At 70.5% G+C, this 16,545-nt stretch carries 18 protein-coding genes; 12 read left to right on the top strand and 6 right to left on the bottom strand.

All coding sequences use genetic code 11. The annotated features are described in order from the left end of the window. Nucleotides 1-27 precede the first annotated feature (27 nt). The 3 genes from ACZ3II_RS15325 (at nucleotide 28) to ACZ3II_RS15315 (ending at nucleotide 2,566) form a co-directional block, all read left to right on the top strand. Entirely contained in the window at nucleotides 28-1,758 is a 1,731-nt protein-coding gene (locus ACZ3II_RS15325; RefSeq protein WP_465518265.1) for a DEAD/DEAH box helicase, read from the top strand. A 77-nt stretch (nucleotides 1,759-1,835) separates the two neighbouring features. Next, a complete protein-coding gene (locus ACZ3II_RS15320; RefSeq protein WP_465518264.1) occupies nucleotides 1,836-2,333 on the top strand; it encodes a hypothetical protein in 498 nt (165 codons plus the stop codon). Further along, the gene (locus ACZ3II_RS15315; protein WP_465518263.1) at nucleotides 2,333-2,566 is read left to right on the top strand and encodes a helix-turn-helix transcriptional regulator; all 234 of its coding nucleotides are present in this window, start codon (nucleotides 2,333-2,335) and stop codon (nucleotides 2,564-2,566) included. The genes ACZ3II_RS15320 and ACZ3II_RS15315 overlap by 1 nt, the downstream gene beginning before the upstream one ends. Before the next feature lie 170 nt (nucleotides 2,567-2,736). Here the strand turns inward: ACZ3II_RS15315 and ACZ3II_RS15310 are convergent, their stop codons facing one another. Together ACZ3II_RS15310 and ACZ3II_RS15305 are read right to left on the bottom strand one after the other, a co-directional pair. Beyond that, nucleotides 2,737-2,979, bottom strand: coding sequence for a DUF7455 domain-containing protein (locus ACZ3II_RS15310; protein WP_043528951.1), 243 nt, complete (start codon nucleotides 2,977-2,979; stop codon nucleotides 2,737-2,739). A gap of 245 nt (nucleotides 2,980-3,224) precedes the next feature. Then, nucleotides 3,225-4,748, bottom strand: a complete 1,524-nt coding sequence (locus tag ACZ3II_RS15305; RefSeq protein ID WP_465518262.1) for an RNA polymerase sigma factor — start codon at nucleotides 4,746-4,748, stop codon at nucleotides 3,225-3,227. A 255-nt stretch (nucleotides 4,749-5,003) separates the two neighbouring features. Between ACZ3II_RS15305 and ACZ3II_RS15300 the strand changes: the two genes are divergently transcribed. After that, on the top strand, nucleotides 5,004-5,825 hold the full coding sequence (locus tag ACZ3II_RS15300; RefSeq protein WP_465518261.1) for an inositol monophosphatase family protein: 822 nt from the start codon (nucleotides 5,004-5,006) through the stop codon (nucleotides 5,823-5,825). Between the two features lie 2 nt (nucleotides 5,826-5,827). Here ACZ3II_RS15300 and ACZ3II_RS15295 read toward each other — a convergent pair whose 3' ends face one another. After that, the gene (locus ACZ3II_RS15295) at nucleotides 5,828-6,376 is read right to left on the bottom strand and encodes a LytR C-terminal domain-containing protein (RefSeq protein WP_465518260.1); all 549 of its coding nucleotides are present in this window, start codon (nucleotides 6,374-6,376) and stop codon (nucleotides 5,828-5,830) included. A gap of 343 nt (nucleotides 6,377-6,719) precedes the next feature. On the opposite strand from ACZ3II_RS15295, the gene ACZ3II_RS15290 reads away from it, so the two are divergent. Further along, entirely contained in the window at nucleotides 6,720-7,016 is a 297-nt protein-coding gene (locus ACZ3II_RS15290) for a DUF4193 domain-containing protein (protein ID WP_014446959.1), read from the top strand. 129 nt (nucleotides 7,017-7,145) lie between these two features. Next, on the top strand, nucleotides 7,146-7,910 hold the full coding sequence (locus ACZ3II_RS15285) for a hypothetical protein (protein ID WP_465518259.1): 765 nt from the start codon (nucleotides 7,146-7,148) through the stop codon (nucleotides 7,908-7,910). On the opposite strand, the gene ACZ3II_RS15280 is transcribed toward ACZ3II_RS15285, so the two are convergent. After that, a complete protein-coding gene (locus tag ACZ3II_RS15280; RefSeq protein WP_465518258.1) occupies nucleotides 7,873-8,373 on the bottom strand; it encodes a DUF3093 domain-containing protein in 501 nt (166 codons plus the stop codon). The genes ACZ3II_RS15285 and ACZ3II_RS15280 overlap by 38 nt on opposite strands. A gap of 93 nt (nucleotides 8,374-8,466) precedes the next feature. Here ACZ3II_RS15280 and dut point away from each other — a divergent pair, with 93 nt between their 5' ends. The 4 genes from dut to ACZ3II_RS15260 all read left to right on the top strand — a co-directional run bounded on the left by dut (nucleotide 8,467) and on the right by ACZ3II_RS15260 (nucleotide 10,897). Further along, entirely contained in the window at nucleotides 8,467-8,919 is a 453-nt protein-coding gene (gene dut / locus ACZ3II_RS15275; protein WP_465518257.1) for a dUTP diphosphatase, read from the top strand. Nucleotides 8,920-8,950: 31 nt separating this feature from the next. Then, on the top strand, nucleotides 8,951-9,625 hold the full coding sequence (locus tag ACZ3II_RS15270; RefSeq protein ID WP_465518256.1) for a DUF3710 domain-containing protein: 675 nt from the start codon (nucleotides 8,951-8,953) through the stop codon (nucleotides 9,623-9,625). 88 nt (nucleotides 9,626-9,713) lie between these two features. Next, nucleotides 9,714-10,091, top strand: coding sequence for an OB-fold nucleic acid binding domain-containing protein (locus ACZ3II_RS15265; protein ID WP_465518255.1), 378 nt, complete (start codon nucleotides 9,714-9,716; stop codon nucleotides 10,089-10,091). Then, complete coding sequence (locus ACZ3II_RS15260; RefSeq protein WP_465518254.1) at nucleotides 10,088-10,897, top strand: DUF3159 domain-containing protein; 810 nt, start codon at nucleotides 10,088-10,090, stop codon at nucleotides 10,895-10,897. The genes ACZ3II_RS15265 and ACZ3II_RS15260 overlap by 4 nt, the downstream gene beginning before the upstream one ends. Here ACZ3II_RS15260 and ACZ3II_RS15255 read toward each other — a convergent pair. Together ACZ3II_RS15255 and ACZ3II_RS15250 are read right to left on the bottom strand one after the other, a co-directional pair. Beyond that, on the bottom strand, nucleotides 10,865-11,545 hold the full coding sequence (locus ACZ3II_RS15255) for a potassium channel family protein (protein ID WP_465518253.1): 681 nt from the start codon (nucleotides 11,543-11,545) through the stop codon (nucleotides 10,865-10,867). The genes ACZ3II_RS15260 and ACZ3II_RS15255 overlap by 33 nt on opposite strands. A gap of 2 nt (nucleotides 11,546-11,547) precedes the next feature. Next, nucleotides 11,548-12,213, bottom strand: coding sequence for a potassium channel family protein (locus ACZ3II_RS15250; RefSeq protein WP_465518252.1), 666 nt, complete (start codon nucleotides 12,211-12,213; stop codon nucleotides 11,548-11,550). A gap of 113 nt (nucleotides 12,214-12,326) precedes the next feature. Between ACZ3II_RS15250 and ACZ3II_RS15245 the strand changes: the two genes are divergently transcribed. Further along, nucleotides 12,327-14,348, top strand: coding sequence for an APC family permease (locus tag ACZ3II_RS15245; RefSeq protein WP_465518251.1), 2,022 nt, complete (start codon nucleotides 12,327-12,329; stop codon nucleotides 14,346-14,348). Continuing rightward, a complete protein-coding gene (locus tag ACZ3II_RS15240; RefSeq protein WP_465518250.1) occupies nucleotides 14,345-15,862 on the top strand; it encodes a class I SAM-dependent RNA methyltransferase in 1,518 nt (505 codons plus the stop codon). Before ACZ3II_RS15245 ends, ACZ3II_RS15240 begins: the two co-directional genes overlap by 4 nt. The last annotated feature ends 683 nt before the right edge of the window (nucleotides 15,863-16,545 follow it).

The raw sequence follows: 16,545 nt of genomic DNA, 5'->3' as shown, positions 1-16,545 counted from the left end.
TTCCATGGACGAAGGGATTACGGCAGCTTGAGCCCGCCTGTGCCGAATCTGGAGATCTTTCCGCCGCTGCGGGACTGGCAGCGGAAGGCGATGGTGACGTACCTGCGACGCCGTTCCGAGGACTTCATGGCCGTGGCGACGCCCGGCGCCGGGAAGACCACGTTCGCGCTCCGGATCGCCGCCGAGATGCTCGTCGACGGCACCTGTGACGCGGTCACCGTGGTCTGCCCGACGGAGCACCTCAAGACCCAGTGGTCGCTCGCGGCGGCCCGGGTCGGCATCCAGCTCGACCCGAGGCTCCGCAACTCCGACGTGCACTCGTCGCGGGACTTCCACGGGGCGGTCCTGACGTACGCCCAGGTCGGCATGGCGCCTGCCGTGCACAAGCGGCGCACCCTGACCCGGCGCACGTTCGTGATCCTCGACGAGATCCACCACGCGGGTGACTCGCGGACCTGGGGCGACGGGGTCAAGGACGCCTTCGAGCCGGCCGTGCGCCGCCTGCTGCTCACCGGAACCCCGTTCCGCTCCGACGAGAACCCGATCCCGTTCGTGAGCTACGAGCGCGGCGGCGACGGCATTCAACGATCAAAGGCCGATTCGGTGTACGGGTACGCCGACGCCCTGAAGGACCGGGTCGTCCGGCCGGTGCTGTTCATGGCGTACTCGGGGGAGACCCGCTGGCGCACCAACGCCGGTGACGAGCTGGCCGCCCGGCTCGGCGAGCCGATGACCAAGGATCTGGTCGCGCAGGCCTGGCGTACCGCCCTGGACCACCGCGGCGACTGGATGCCGCAGGTGATGCGGGCCGCCGACGCCCGGCTGACGAAGATCCGTGACCACGGCATGCCGGACGCCGGCGGCCTGGTCATCGCGAGCGACCAGCAGTCCGCCCGGGCGTACGCGAAGCTGTTGCACGAGATCAGCGGCGAGCCGGCCACCATCGTGCTCTCCGACGACGAGGGCGCGTCCGGCCGGATCGCCGAGTTCGCCGCCTCGGAGAAACGCTGGATGGTCGCGGTCCGGATGGTGTCCGAGGGTGTCGACATCCCGCGCCTGGCCGTCGGGGTGTACGCCACCAGCGCCTCCACGCCGCTCTACTTCGCGCAGGCGATCGGCCGGTTCGTGCGGGCCCGGCGGGAGGGTGAGACGGCCACGGTGTTCCTGCCGAGCGTCCCGCATCTGCTGGGGCTGGCCAGCGAGATGGAGGCGCAGCGCAATCACGTGCTGGGCGCGCCGAAGGAGAAGGACGGCCTCGACGACACCGCGCTGGAGCGGGCGCAGAAGGCCGAGGACGCGCTCGGCGACCTGGACAAGAAGTTCGAGGCCCTGTCCGCGGTCGCCGAGCTGGACCAGGTCATCTACGACGGCACGTCGTTCGGTATGGCGGCCCGGACCGGCACTCCCGAGGAGGCCGACTATCTGGGCCTGCCCGGCCTGCTCACCCCGGAGGAGGTGACGACGCTGCTGAACAAGCGGCAGGCCGAGCAGATGGCCGCGCAGAAGCGGCAGCAGGCCGATCAGGTGAGGAACGCGGAGCCGGTGGTCCGGGAGCCGGTCGTCCCGATGAGCGCGGGGGAGCGGCGCAACAGCCTGCGCCGCCAGCTGAACACCCTGGTCGCGGCGCATCACCACCGGACCAACCTGCCGCACGGCAAGATCCACGCGGAGCTTCGGCGGATCTGCGGCGGGCCGCCCAGCGCGCAGGCGACGATCGAACAGCTGGAGGAGCGGATCGCCACGATCCAGACCCTCTGAGCCGCGGGCAGAGATGTAAAGGAGATTTGACGTTAAGAGGACTTGACGTCAAGTCTCCTTAACATCATCATTGATGCATGACCACGACGCTGATGGATCGATTCGTTCGCTGGAACCTCGACTTCGACGGTGACCTCTACGGCCGCGACGAGCGGGAGCGCCTCCGGTGGTATGAGGGCGCCACCACCGTCGCCCAGGTGCAGGCGATCGCCGTTCCCTGGACCGCCGCGGCCCTCGTCTGGGTGTTCGGCGAGCCGGTGGCCTGGCCGCTGGCGATCGTCCTCGCCGCGCTGCTGCTGCCGCTCATGCTCCGCCCGGCCTATGTGCGCAGCCGCCGGGTCGACACCACGCCGCGGGAGTGGAGCCGCAAGCGGCTGCTGATCTCCACGCTGACCGGCCTGCCCTACCTGGTCTTCATCGTCGGCCTCTACTACCACGTCTTCCCCGAGTCGGACGCGTGGTGGATGGGCATCATCGGCGCCGCCATCGGCCTCGCCGGCGGCGCGGTGGTCCAGGGCCGGGTCACCCGCAAGGTGCGCCGCCAGGACGCCCTCGCCGTCGGGGACGAGGACTGATGGCCCCGGCCGGCCCGGTGCGGGCCACCGAGGCGGGTGGCGCGATCGGCGCCCGGATCCGTGTGGCGCGCAAGGCCGCCGGGTTCACCCAGCAGACCATGGCCGCCGAGGTTCAGGTGAGCCGGCAGACCGTCATCGCGATGGAGTCCGGCGACTACGCTCCCTCGGTCTATCTGGCCATCAAAGTGGCCCGGGCACTCGGCACCACCGTCGAGGCGCTCTGGGACGGCTAGCGGCCTCCCAGGACGGCAGAAAGGGCGCTCCCTGCAGGGGGAGCGCCCTTCCTTTTGTTCAGGTCTCGTCGTTTGGGGGCCGCTGCTCGCTGGTGAGGTCTGTTCGCGACGGTGAAGGCCGCCGTTGTCGACCTACGACGAGCGAACTCGAGGTAGGTCGCGAACAGACCTCAGTTGCTGGAGTTCGACATCATGTCCGCGCCGCGCCAGGTGAACTCGGGATCGGCCTTGAACTGCACCGCGATCTTCACCAAGTCCGGGGCGTACCGGTTGGCGTGGTGGCCACAGAAAACCAGTTCACTGCCACCCGCCAGGGTCAAACGGAGCTTCCCGGCTGCATTGCAGCGGTCGCACCGTTCATCGGCTGCGGGGCCGGCCACACTTCCGGCCGGCGGCGTGAGGGTCGGGGTCATCGCCTTCCTCCTCTGTTCGTCACCGATGAACATGTTCCTCGGCTACTGCTCACACATCGTGCAACACCCTGCACCGTTGCAGCCTTCCCACTGTGCCCCGGGGGGACCGAGGTCACACGTTGGTCTAGCTAGTGTGCCGTGATCCAAGGGTGCCACGTCAACGATCACTTCTGCACAACGGTCTGATCACCACCCGTTGATATACGGGTGGTGACCATTGGGACACGTAAAGTTGACCAAACGGCCTAGTCGAGGTAATCGCGGAGAACCTGCGACCGGGACGGGTGACGCAACTTCGACATCGTCTTGGACTCGATCTGCCGGATCCGCTCCCGGGTAACCCCGTAGACCTGGCCGATCTCGTCCAGCGTGCGCGGCTGGCCGTCGGTCAGGCCGAACCGCAGCCGGACCACCCCCGCCTCACGCTCGGACAGCGTCTGCAGCACCTGCTGGAGCTGGTCCTGCAGCAGCGAGAAGGAGACCGCGTCGACAGCGACGACCGCCTCGGAGTCCTCGATGAAGTCACCGAGCTGGCTGTCGCCCTCGTCGCCGATCGTCTGGTCCAGCGAGATCGGCTCACGCGCGTACTGCTGGATCTCCAGCACCTTCTCCGGCGTGATGTCCATCTCCTTGGCCAGCTCCTCCGGAGTGGGCTCACGGCCCAGATCCTGGAGCAGCTCGCGCTGGATGCGGCCGAGCTTGTTGATGACCTCGACCATGTGCACCGGTATGCGGATGGTGCGGGCCTGGTCGGCCATGGCGCGGGTGATGGCCTGCCGGATCCACCAGGTGGCGTACGTCGAGAACTTGTAGCCCTTGGTGTAGTCGAACTTCTCGACCGCGCGGATCAGGCCGAGGTTGCCCTCCTGGATCAGGTCGAGGAAGGCCATGCCACGGCCGGTGTACCGCTTGGCGAGCGACACCACGAGCCGCAGGTTGGCCTCGAGCAGGTGATTCTTCGCCCGCTCGCCGTCCCGGTTGATCCACTTGAGGTCGCGCTCGAAGTTGCGCTCGAGCGTCTCCTCGCCGTCCTCGGCGGCGCGCAGCCGCTCGGCGGCGTACAGGCCGGCCTCGATCCGCTTGGCGAGCTCGACCTCCTGCTCCGCGTTGAGCAGCGGAACCTTGCCGATCTGCTTGAGGTAGGCGCGGACCGAGTCGGCGGAGGCGGTCAGCTCGGCGTCCCGGCGGGCCTGCTTGAGCGCCTCGGACTCCTCGTCGTCCCACTCGAAGTCGCCGTCGGTGGCCGAGGCGGCGGCGTCGGTGGCAGCGGCCGCGACCGCGGCGGGCGGCTCCTCGATCACCACGTCCTCGACGGCGGCGGCGAGTTCCTCGGGACTGATCTCCTCGCCGGGCGCGCCCTCGCCGGGAGCGGCCTTCTTGGCCGGGGCCACCTTGGCCGCGGCGGCCTTACGGACCGGAGCGGCCTTCTTCGCCGGGTCGGCGCCGGCGGGTGTCGCCTGCTTCGGTGCGGGCGCCGCCTTCTTGGCCGGCGCGGTCTTGGCGGTGGTCGCCCGGGACGCCGGAGTGGTGGAGCGGGCCGCCGCCACCTTGGGGCGCCGCGTGCTGGCGGAGCCGTCGACGACGACGGTGATACCGGCGTCCACCAGGCCGCGCAGGATCTTCTTGGCCTGCGCCGGGTTCACCGCGGCAGACTCGAGCGTGTGCGCGACCTGGGCCGATGTGAGTTGCCCGCCAGCACCCTGGGCATGGGTGATCAAGGCCTCGGTGAGAGAGCGAACGTCGGCACCGTTCTGGTGGGCTTCTGTCACGAATGACCTTCCGGAGGCGATGAGATTGGGCACGGCCACGGTCCAGCGCAGCACGCGGGGGCGACTGTCGCCGGAGTCGGTTTTGGGGACCCCCGGGTCACGAACCGTCCCGGTGGTCGGTGTCCGTGAAGCGTGGGCAGGGGTGAATTGTAGCGCCGCTCACCGAGATCCTCCGACCACAGCACGCCGCCGGGGCCCGACGACCTCGTCAGAAGCGCCTGACGCGAGAATGGTATCGGCGGAAAGGACCTGAAGGTGAGCGAGATTTCGGTGGTGACGGCGCCCGGCGAGTTGCTGGCGATCGCCGTCCGCGTGGCGCGGGAGGCGGCCGCGACGGCCCGGCGGATGCGCGACGAGGCGATCGGCGACGTCGAGACCAAGAGCACCGACACCGACGTGGTGACGGCGGCCGACAAGGCGGTCGAGCGGCAGGTGGTGGCGGCGCTGGCGGCCGAGCGGCCCGGGGACGGGGTGCTCGGCGAGGAGTACGGCGACTCGGCGGAGCCGGCCCCCGGCGCGGTCCGGTGGATCCTCGACCCGATCGACGGAACCGTCAACTACCTCTACGGCCTGCCGCAGTACGCGGTCTCCCTGGCCGCGGAGCGGGACGGCGAGGTGGTGGCCGGGGTGGTGATCAACGCGGCCACCGGTGACGAGTGGACGGCGACCCGGGGCGGCGGGGCGTGGCGGGCCGGGCGGCGGCTCAGCGGCTCGGTACGGACCACGCTGGACCAGACGCTGGTCGGCACCGGGTTCGGCTACGACGCGCGGCGCAGGGCCCATCAGGGGGCGGTGCTGGCCCGCCTGATCACCCGGGTGCGTGACATCCGGCGGTTCGGCGCGGCGGCCCTGGATCTCTGCCTGGCGGCGGAGGGTTCGCTGGACGCGTACTTCGAGAAGGGCCTGAATCTGTGGGACCACGCGGCGGGCGGCCTGATCGCGGCCGAGGCGGGCCTGATCGTGGCCGGCCTCGACGGCGCGCCGGCCGGCCGCGAGATGCTGGTCGCGGCCCCGCCGGCGCTGTTCCCCGCCCTGCACGGCGCGCTGGTGGAGCTGGACGCGGCGGGCGGCCCGTGACGTTACTCGGTGTCCTTGCTGGGCTGGACCGGCATCAGGCAGGAGCCGGGCGGCAGGGTCGGCTCGCCGACCGCGCCCAGCGACTGGTTGACCTCGGTCGTGGTGGCCAGCTGCTGGAACTGGTCGCCGATGATGATGTCGATGACCGGGCCCTTGCGCTTGGCGTTGTAGACCATCTTCGACTGGGCGAGGAAGTACGCCCGGAGCAGCTGCGCCTTGCCGGCGGTCTCCGGGCCGAACCGGATCTCGGCCACCCCGTCGAACTTGGTCTTGCTCTTGCCGGGCGCCTGCGTGGTGAACCGCCGATTCTTGAACTCGTCGGTAACCTGCTCGGCAAGGCCACTCCGGCTCGTCCCGTTGTATACCTTGACGGTGACCTCGACCGGGTCCTCCGGGAGGCGGATGTCGGCGAGCGGCGCACCTGCCGGGCAGTCGGCGCCGTTCGTGGATCCACGCTGCGTGTCCCGGAAGAGGGCGACGACGACGAAGACCACCGCGGCCACGGCGAGCACGCCGACGACGACGAGCGCTCGGACGCGGGCAAAGCTCATGGGGCTGGCTCCAGGATCGAACGGCGGACCCGGGTGAGGTGCCCGGACCTGTCGAGAGGTTAGCGTCTGTCCGCCAGGGGTGCGGAAACAGGGAATGGTTCCGGCGCGTTGACGATGATCCAGAGCTTGGTGCCCCTACTTTGATGTCGCCTCGGTCACATCGGGAACAATGTGCGGCCGGAGCGCGTACAAGCCTGCCGCGACAGCGGTAAGGTTCCGCGCCCGCCAGGGCCGTTTCTGGTGTCGAAGGTGTCAGAAATCGTCCAGCGGAACCGGGAACCGAAAGCCTGTCATAAGCGTTACAAACGCCAAGTGACACATCGATACAGGAGAGTGAGAACCGATGGCCACCGACTACGACGCCCCGCGTCGCGATGAGGTCGACCTCGGCGAGGACAGCCTCGAGGAGCTCAAGGCCCGTCGTGCCGACTCTCAGTCGGGCGCGGTCGACGTCGACGAGGTCGAGGTGGCGGAGAGCTTCGAGCTGCCCGGCGCCGACCTCGCCGACGAGGAGCTCACCGTCAAGGTGCTGCCGATGCAGACCGACGAGTTCCGCTGCTCCCGCTGTTTCCTCGTGCACCACCGGAGCCAGCTGGCGACGGAGCGCAACGGGGAGCTGATCTGCCGCGAGTGCGCCTGAGCGCACTCGCGCGCAGCGCGCGTCACCACCCGATCGCGGATTCCGCGGTCGGGCGTACGGCGTTCACGGGGGTTTGACCCGGGGGCGTCACCGGGCACATGACCGGTGACGACGACGGGAAGGACGACGATGGGAGAGACGGAGCCCGGCACCGAGGTCGAGCTCGTTGCCGCCCTCACCGCGGACGATCTGGAACCCGGCGGCCGCCGGCGCCTCATCGGCCGGCTCGCCGGGCAGGTCCGCAAGCGTGGTGACCTCGGCCGGGTGTTCCGGCCGACGACCGCGCTGCGCTGGATCGCCGACCTGGTCACCGACGTGGCCCCGCACGTCCCGGTCCGGGATCGGGACACGCTGCGCCGGCACTTCCCGGAGATGGACGACGAGGCGCTGGCGGAGCGCCTGATCCGCAACGCCGCCCGGTCCACGGCCGGGGTGGGCGCGGCCGGCGGCGGCATCGCCTCGGTGGAGTGGGTGGCCACCCCGGCGCTGCTCTCCGCGCCCGTGCTGCTGGCCGCCGAGACGGTCGCCGTGGTGGCGATCGAGATCAAGTTGATCGGCGAGCTGCACGAGCTGTACGGGCAGCCGATCACCGGCGCCGTCCCGGAACGCGCCCTGAAACTGATCGAGGCGTGGTCCGGCCGGCGCGGAGTGAACCCGATGGTGCCCGGTGTCGGGGTCGCGGTGCTCGGCACGGCGTCCCGCAAGGAGCTGCAGAAGTCGCTGCTGAAACGGTTCGGCCGCAACCTGACCACGTTCGGGCCGATGCTCACCGGCGCGGCGGTGGCCGGTTACCTCAACCGGCGGGCCACCCGCACGGTCGGCGACAAGGTCAACGAGGACCTGCGCAAGAGGGCGGTCAGGGAACCGGCCGCTCGGCGCGAGCTCGGCGGCTGACCTCCAGCAGGGCGGTGGCCAGCTCGACCGGCCGCCGGGTGCTCACCACCCAGTACGGCGTGGGGTCGGCGGGGTCGTCGAGCAGCACCTGCACCGCGGTGCCGATCCAGGCCCGCTGCACCACGAAGGCCAGCGGGTGCGCGCCCACGCCCAGCACCTCACGCTTGCCGGCCGGGTCGAGGGCCACCACGCCGGAGACGAACTCGACCGGCAGCCGGGCGTCGTCGACCCGGAACTCGTCCGGGGTGACCTCCACCCGCCAGCGGCCGAGCAGGGCCGGCAGCAGCAGGCTCAACGGGAGCAGCACCGCGTACGGCGCCCAGACGGGCAGCTCGGGCAGGCCCAGCATCAGCTCGGTGGCCAGGATCGCGCCCGCCGCGAAGGAGGACGGCCACGCCCACCACGGGACGCCGATCCGTTCCTGATGGGCCGCCACCGTGCGGGCCGGGGACTCGGGTGTCACCCTCGAAGGGTACGGCGCGCCTCCGTGGCGGGGCGCGGCAGGATGGCAGGGTAGTTGCCGCCCGCAGTGCCCGTGCCAGTGAGGAACGCCCCCGTGACCGACGTGAACGTCAAGGTTCTCCGCCTCGATGCGGATCTGCCCCTGCCGGCCTACGCGCACCCCGGTGACGCCGGGGCCGACCTGGTCGCGGCCGAGGAGGCGGAGATCGCGCCGGGCGCGCGGGTGAAGGTCCGCACCGGAGTCGCGATCGCCTTGCCGGACGGCTTCGTCGGGCTGGTGCACCCGCGCTCCGGGCTGGCCGCTCGGCTGGGGGTGACGGTCCTCAACGCGCCCGGTACGGTCGACGCCGGTTACCGCGGTGAGATCCTGGTGAACCTGATCAACCACGATCGGGAGAACACCGTCAAGATCTCCCGGGGCGACCGGATCGCCCAGCTCGTGATCCAGCGGGTGGAGCGGGCGGTGTTCCACGCCGTGGACACGCTCGACGACACCGCGCGCGGCTCGGGCGGACACGGTTCGACCGGTGGCCACCAGGCCCTGTAGAGCTCGTCGACACTAGGAAAGGCTGGCAAAGATGTTCTCCCGTAAGCGCGGTGGCGCCAAGCACGTTCGCGCGGCCGACGCGCCGCCCTCCAAGGCGCTCGCCGAGAGCCTCGCCTCCGACGGCGAGGCGGCGGCCCCCGAGTTCGGCCCGTGGGACGCCAAGCACGCCCCGGCCGGGGTGCAGCGGCTCGACCTCGGCAGCCTCCTGATCCCGGCGCTCGAGGGCGTCGAGGTCCGGGTGCAGGCCAACCCGGAGGGCGGCGTCGAGCAGGTCGTCCTGGTCGACGGGGAGAGCGCCCTGCAGCTGGGTGTCTTCGCCGCCCCGCGGACCGAGCCGATCTGGCCGGAGATCCGCGAGGAGATCGCCGGCGCGATGGCCGCCGACGGGGTCGCGGCCCGCGAGGTGGACGGGAAGTACGGCGTCGAGCTGCTGGCCCGGGTGAACACCCCGGACGGCCCGGCGGACGTGCGGTTCGTCGGCGTGGACGGGCCGCGCTGGATGGTCCGGGCGCTCTACCAGGGCGCTGCCGCCGCCGAGCCGGGCCGGGAGGGCGTCCTCGGCGAGGTGCTGTCCGGCCTTGTCGTGGTGCGTGACAACGAGCCCCGCCCGGTGCGTGAGCCGCTGCCGATGCGGCTGCCGAAGGAGATGGCCGAGCAGGGCCAGGCCGCGGCGCAGCAGGCGGCGAACGGGGGCCGGCCCGAGTGAGGTGGATCACCGCCGGCATTCGGGCGTAGCGTGGTGGTCATGCACACGCGCACACTGCGTCACGTCGACGAAGGGTGACGGCGAAGTCATGACGACCGAAGAGCGCACCGGTCTGCGCCGGTTCCTGAGCCGGCTCACCGCCACCGACTCGGAGCTGGACGCGGAGGAGTTGCAGCGGGACAGCGCCAAGTGCGGCGCCGTCCCGGCGGGCGAGTGCCGGCGGGGTCAGATCGTTTCGGTGTCCGGCCGGCTGCGCACAGTGGCGTACACTCCTCGCACCAACCTGCCGACGCTGGAGGCCGACCTCTACGACGGCAGCGACGTGGTCACGCTGGTCTTCCTCGGGCGCCGGTCGATCGTCGGCATCGAGCCCGGGCGGCAGCTCACCGCGCGGGGCCGGATCGCGGTCCGCGACGATCGCAAGGTGATCTACAACCCTTACTACGAGCTGGAGGCGCCCCGGTGACATCCGGAAGCGAGCCGCGCCACGCCGCGCACGAGTCGGTCGAGGAGCAGCTCTCCGAGATGTTCGACAAGGCCGAGGAGAAGATCGCCGAGGAGATCATCGCCGAGCACGACCTGCACAAGGTCGACAAGGCCGACGACGAGGAGGAGCCCCTCCCGTCGATGAGCGAGCAGATCGCCGAGCAGCTCGGCGGTGTGCGCGGCCTCATCGAGTCGAGCGTGCCGGTGCTCGCCTTCGTGCTGCTCAACGTGTTGCTCGGCGAGTCCGTGGCCGGCCTGGAGAAACGCGACGCGCTGCTCTGGGCGATCGTCGGCTCGGTCGGTTCGGCGCTGGCCATCGGCGGGGTCCGGCTGGCCCGCCGGCAGCCGATCCGGCACGCGGTCAACGGGCTGTTCGGCATCGCCCTCGGCGCCTGGCTGGCCTGGCGGACCGGCGACGCGAAGAACTTCTACCTGCCCGGCATCCTGTTGACCTTCGGCCAGGCCGCGGCGCTGCTGATCTCGGTGGCGTTCCGCAAACCGCTGATCGGTTACGCCTGGGGCATCATGGCCAACAAGGGCCGGCAGGACTGGTTCGGCAACGCCCGGCTGTTCCGTACCTTCCAGTGGCTGACGGTGGTCTGGGCCGTCTCACTGAGCATCCGCGCCGGCATCCAGGCGTACCTGTACTGGCTCGGCGAGGCGAACGCCATCGGCATCGTCCGCATCCTGGTCAGCTGGCCGATCTACGCCGCCACCTTCGCCTTCACCGTGTGGGCGATCCACCGGGTGACGTCAGCCCAGCGGCGGGAGACCGCGGTCGCCTAGCACCACCGCACGGACCTGGTCCTCGACCTCGGCCGTGCACACGAAGATGAGTTCGTCGCCGGCCTCGAGCGGATCGTCCGGGGTCGGCACCAGCACCCGCTTGCCGCGCAGGATGGCGACCAGGGCGGAGTCCCGCGGCATCGGCACCGAGCGGACCGGCTTGCCCTCGTACGGCGCGTCCTTCGGCAGGGTGATCTCCACCAGGTTGGCCTCGCCCTGCCGGAAGGTCATCAGCCGGACCAGGTCGCCGACCGTGACCGCCTCCTCGACCAGGGCGGCCATCAGGCGGGGCTTGCTCACCGCGACGTCGACGCCCCACTGCTCGGTGAACAGCCACTCGTTCTCGGCACGGTTCACCCGGGCGACCACCCGGGCCACCGCGAACTCGGTCTTGGCCAGCAGCGACACCACCAGGTTGGCCTTGTCGTCACCGGTCGCCGCGATCACCACGTCGCAACCGGCCAGGTCGGCCTCCTCCAGGCTGCTCAGCTCGCAGGCGTCGGCCAGGATCCAGCGCGCCTCCGGCACCCGTTCCGGGCAGAGCTGCCGCGGGTGCCGTTCGATCAGCATCACCTCGTGCCCGTTCCCGATCAGCTCCTGGGCGATCGACCGGCCCACGTTGCCGGCTCCCGCGATGGCGATGCGCACGCCTAGTTCCCTTCCTTGTCGGCGCCCTGGGCGATGTCCAGCACCTGATCCACGATGTCGTCGGTGACCAGCATGTAGACCTGGTCGCCGTCCTGCAGCACGGTCGAGGGCTGGGTCAGCGCGCCCATGCCGAACCGGGCCAGGTAGGCGACCCTGGTGCCGGTGCGGTCCTCCAGCGACCGGACGGTCCGGCCGATCCAGTCCCGGTGCAGCGGCGTCTCCACGATGCTGACCACGCTGGTCGGGTCGCGGAACACCTCGACCCGCTCGTCCGGCACCAGGAACCGGTACATCCGCTCGGAGGCCCACCGGATCGTCGCGATCGTCGGGATGCCCAGCCGCTCGTACACCTGGGCGCGCCGGGAGTCGTAGATCCGGGCCACCACCCGGGACACGCCGAACGTCTCGCGGGCCAGCCGGGCCGAGATGATGTTGGAGTTGTCGCCGCTGGAGACCGCGGCGAACGCGTCGGCCCGTTCGATCCCGGCGGCACGCAAGGTGTCCCGGTCGAAGCCGATGCCGTTCACCGTGACCCCGCCGAAGCCGTCGCCGAGGCGGCGGAACGCGTCGGCGTCCCGGTCGATCACGGCGACCTGGTGCCCCTGGGCGTCGAGCCTCTGCGCCAGTGTCGAGCCGAGCCGGCCGCACCCCATGATGACCACGTGCACGGTTCGTGCCCTCCCGCTTCTGTACGGACCAGTGTGAGCCTGCCATGCCCCTGGCGGGAACGCTGTCCGGGGCGGACCACACGCCGAAAGGACCGCCCGTACGCTTGGCACTCGTGGCAAGTACCACCTCTCTAGCCAAACGGCTGCTGCTCGGCCGCCCGTTCCGCTCGGACAAGCTGCAGCACACGCTGCTGCCCAAGCGGATCGCGCTGCCGGTCTTCGCGAGCGACGCGCTCTCCAGCGTGGCGTACGCGCCCGACGAGATCCTGCTGACGCTCTCGATCGCCGGCGCGGCCGCCTACGTGTATTCGCCCTGGGTGACGCTCGCGGTCGCGGTGGTGATGGTGACGGTGGTCGCCAGCTACCGGCAGAACGTGCACGCCTACCCGTCCGGCGGCGGCGACTACGAGGTGGCCACGGTCAACCTCGGGCCGAAGGCCGGGCTCGGCGTGGCCAGCGCGCTGCTCGTCGACTACATCCTCACGGTCGCGGTGTCGATCTCCTCCGGGGTCAGCAACCTCGGCTCGGTCGTCCCCTGGGTGGCCACCCACAAGGTGCCCATCGCCATCGCGGCGATCATCCTGCTCAGCGCGGTCAACCTGCGCGGCCTGCGGGAGTCCGGGGTGGCCTTCGCGGTCCCCACGTACCTCTTCATCGTCGTGATCGTCGGCATGATCCTCACCGGCCTGTTCCGCGTCTTCATCCTCGGGCAGGACCTGCAGGCCCCCAGCGCCGACCTGACGATCGTGGCCGAGGACGATCACCTCAGCCAGTTCGCGTTCGCGTTCCTGCTGTTACGGACGTTCTCGTCCGGCTGCGCGGCGCTGACCGGCGTCGAGGCGATCTCCAACGGGGTGCCCGCCTTCAAGAAGCCGAAGAGCAAGAACGCGGCGACCACGCTGATGCTGCTGGGCGGCATCTCGCTGGTCATGCTCTACGGCATCATCCTGCTGGCCCAGGCCACCCACCTGAAGTTCGTCGAGAACCCGACGCTGCAGATCATCCCGAACGCCGCCAGCGAGGGCTACGTCCAGAAGACCGTCACCACCCAGCTCGCCGAGACCGTCTTCGGCAGCGGGTCGGTCCTGCTCTATCTGGTCGGCGCGGTCACCGCGCTGATCCTCTTCCTGGCCGCGAACACCGCCTTCAACGGCTTCCCGGTGCTCGGCTCGATCCTGGCCCAGGACCGGTACCTGCCGCGCCAGTTCCACACCCGCGGCGACCGGCTGGCGTTCAGCAACGGCATCGTCTTCCTCGCCGTCGCCGCGATGGTGCTGATCGTGGCGTTCGAGGCCGAGGTGACCCGGCTCATCCAGCTCTACATCGTGGGCGTCTTCGTGTCGTTCACCCTGTCGCAGGCCGGCATGATCCGGCACTGGAACCGGCTGCTGCGCACCCAGCGCGACCCGGAACGCCGCAAACGGATGCTCCGATCCCGGGCGATCAACGCGTTCGGCATGGTCCTCACCGGCGCCGTGCTGATCGTCGTACTGATCACCAAGTTCCTGCTCGGCGCCTGGATCGCGATCGCCGCCATGATCGTCATCTACGGCCTGATGGTGGCCATCCACCGGCACTACACCCGGGTCGCCGAGGAACTCAAACCCACCGACGAGCGGCCCGTCCTGCCGTCCCGCAACCACGCCGTCGTCCTGGTCAGCAAGGTGCACCAGCCGACGCTGCGGGCCCTCGCCTACGCCCAGGCGACCCGGCCGGACACGCTCACCGCCGTCACCGTCAACGTCGACGACAACGACACCCGCAGCATCCAGGCCGAATGGGAACGCCGGCAGCTCCCGGTGCCGCTCACCGTGGTCGACTCGCCGTACCGCGAGATCAGCCGGCCGATCATCGACTTCGTCAAGAGCGTGCGCCGCAGCTCGCCCCGCGACGTGGTGACCGTCTTCGTCCCCGAATACGTGGTCGGCCGCTGGTGGGAGAACTTCCTGCACAACCAGAGCGCCCTGCGGATCAAGGGCCGGCTGCTGTTCGAGCCCGGCGTCATGGTCACCAGCGTGCCCTGGCAGCTGCGCTCCAGCCAGGACCGCGACCTCGACCGGATGGACCGGGGGCTGAGCCGCGCGCCCGCCCGGGGCCCCCGCACACACGGCGCCGACGATGGGGAACAACCATGACGAATCCGCTCGCTTCCCCCCTTCTCGATCTTGTGGAAGGTGACCGGGTCGAGGTCACCGTGGGGGCGCCCGCGCACGGCGGGCACTGCGTCGCCCGGATCGGCGGCCCGCACGGCCACGTCGTCTTCGTCCGGCACGCGCTCCCCGGCGAACGGGTCACCGCCGAGATCACCGAGATCCACCGCGGCTACCTCCGGGCCGACGCCGTCGACATCCACGAGGCCTCCCCGGACCGGGTCACCCCGCCGTGCCCGTACGCCCATCCCGGCGGTTGCGGCGGCTGCGACCTCCAGCACGCCTCCGGCGACGCCCAGCTGCGCTGGAAGACAGCGGTGGTCCGGGAGCAGCTCACCCGTCTGGCCGGTCTCTCCCCCGAAGATCAGGATCAGATTTTCGTACGCGTCGAGCCGCTCCCGCCGGATTCCCACCGTTCCGTGAGCCCGCGGTTCCTCGAAGTCCCACCAAGCATCCCCGTCCCCCCATCCGATCCTCCCGCTCCGGCCGCGCCTGCCACCTCCGCTGCCCCCGCCGCCTCTGCTGCGCCCGCCGCGTCTGCCTCCCCCACGGCGCCCGCTGCGTCTACCGCCTCCGCTGCGTCTCCTGCTTCCGTCGCGGCCGCCGGGGACAGCGTCGGGGAGGGGGGCCGGCTGCTCGGCTGGCGTACCCGGGTCCGCTACGCGATCGACGCCGCCGGCCGGCCCGGCCTGCTGCAGCACCGCTCCCACCAGGTCGTGCCGATCGACCGCTGCCTGATCGCGCACCCGGCCATCCAGGAACTCGACGTCCTCACCAGCGACTGGCCCACCATCGACGCCCTCCAGGCCGTCGCCTCCACCAGCGGCGACGTCGCGGTGCTCGGCCGCCCGTCCGGCACCACCGGCGGCCCGGCCTCCGGCGATGATCTCGGCGAAGCTTCGGAGAGCGGCTCCCTGATCCGTCTCGCCGGCCCCGCCGAAGTCACCGAACTGGCCGCCGGCCGCACCTGGCGAATCCCCCCGCAAGGCTTCTGGCAGGTGCACCCCGCCGCGGCCCAAACCCTCGTGGACGCCGTCCTGGACATGTTGCGCCCCGCCGAGGGCGAAACCGCCTGGGATCTCTACGGAGGCGCGGGACTGTTCGCGGCAGCCGTCGCCGCCCGTACCGGGGCCCGCGTCACCGTCGTCGAATCCTCCCCGACCGGTGTGGCCGCCGCCCGCGCCAACCTCGCCGACCTCCCCGGCACCGACATCGTCGAAGCCCGCGTCGACATCGCCCTGTCCCGCCGCCGCGTCACCGCCCCGGTCGACCTGGTCGTCCTCGACCCACCCCGAGCCGGGGCCGGCGCCCGGGTGGTCCGTTCGATCGCTGCCGCCCGCCCCCGGGCGGTCGCCTACGTGGCCTGCGATCCCGCCGCCCTCGCCCGCGACCTGAAAACCTTCCGCTCCGAAGGCTGGCGCGTCGCCCAGCTACGTGCTTTCGACTGCTTCCCCATGACCCAGCACGTCGAATGCGTAGCCCTGCTCCTCCCCACCTGAGACCTCCGCTGGTCGTCAGGGCTGTCATGGCGCGGCCAAGACAGCCCTGACGACCAGCCGGCCAATCGAGGCACGCCCGGCTACCGATGCGAAATCGCAGGTCGCATCGTCCCTACCGGTCGGCTCGGGCCAGCGCCGGCCCTCAGGCAACCGGCGCGGAACTGTAGACCGCAATCGCCTCCGCCGTTCAGCGCGGGCCGGACCCCAGGCGACCGACGCGAGAGCGGACCGCAGCGCCTGTTGAGGTCAGCAAGCCGAAATTGTCGGAAAGAGCCACTACACGCGAGCACAAGATCTAAAAGCCGCCCAGGGTCGTTCGCTTGCCCCGAAATCAGTCTTCTGGGGTGCTGAGCGGCGAGCAGGCAAGCCCCTGTCCGAACGATGCGGTCACGATCACGCCTGAGGCCCCGCAACCCGACCATCGCGCACAGACTCGCCCCGATCACGGGATCGCGATACGGACGTGAGCAACCGACAAGAAGCCTCAAACCGGGTTACGTGTCTTAAGAGCCACAGGGCATCACCGTTGCGTGGCCACTGATTTTCTGCACTTCCGTGGCCACAGAGGTTTGCGTGGCCGTGGACGCTTCGGTTGCAGCCGCTAATCACCCCCGTAATTGCCGCAAGGTCGTATCCACGGAACTGCCCCGCAAAATGCCGTTGGTGTCGAGACAAGCGATTCT

It is taken from the genome of Actinoplanes sp. NPDC019969 (genome assembly GCF_055562375.1).
This window is presented reverse-complemented; position numbering and strand designations above follow the sequence as displayed.

Coding starts and splice junctions, on each gene's coding strand:
- ACZ3II_RS15310 (WP_043528951.1), bottom strand. CDS start 2,979: ATGACCCCGACCCTCACGCCGCCGGCCGGAAGTGTGGCCGGCCCCGCA.
- ACZ3II_RS15265 (WP_465518255.1), top strand. CDS start 9,714: ATGACGACCGAAGAGCGCACCGGTCTGCGCCGGTTCCTGAGCCGGCTC.
- ACZ3II_RS15285 (WP_465518259.1), top strand. CDS start 7,146: ATGGGAGAGACGGAGCCCGGCACCGAGGTCGAGCTCGTTGCCGCCCTC.
- ACZ3II_RS15240 (WP_465518250.1), top strand. CDS start 14,345: ATGACGAATCCGCTCGCTTCCCCCCTTCTCGATCTTGTGGAAGGTGAC.
- ACZ3II_RS15295 (WP_465518260.1), bottom strand. CDS start 6,376: ATGAGCTTTGCCCGCGTCCGAGCGCTCGTCGTCGTCGGCGTGCTCGCC.
- ACZ3II_RS15320 (WP_465518264.1), top strand. CDS start 1,836: ATGACCACGACGCTGATGGATCGATTCGTTCGCTGGAACCTCGACTTC.
- ACZ3II_RS15270 (WP_465518256.1), top strand. CDS start 8,951: ATGTTCTCCCGTAAGCGCGGTGGCGCCAAGCACGTTCGCGCGGCCGAC.
- ACZ3II_RS15290 (WP_014446959.1), top strand. CDS start 6,720: ATGGCCACCGACTACGACGCCCCGCGTCGCGATGAGGTCGACCTCGGC.
- ACZ3II_RS15315 (WP_465518263.1), top strand. CDS start 2,333: ATGGCCCCGGCCGGCCCGGTGCGGGCCACCGAGGCGGGTGGCGCGATC.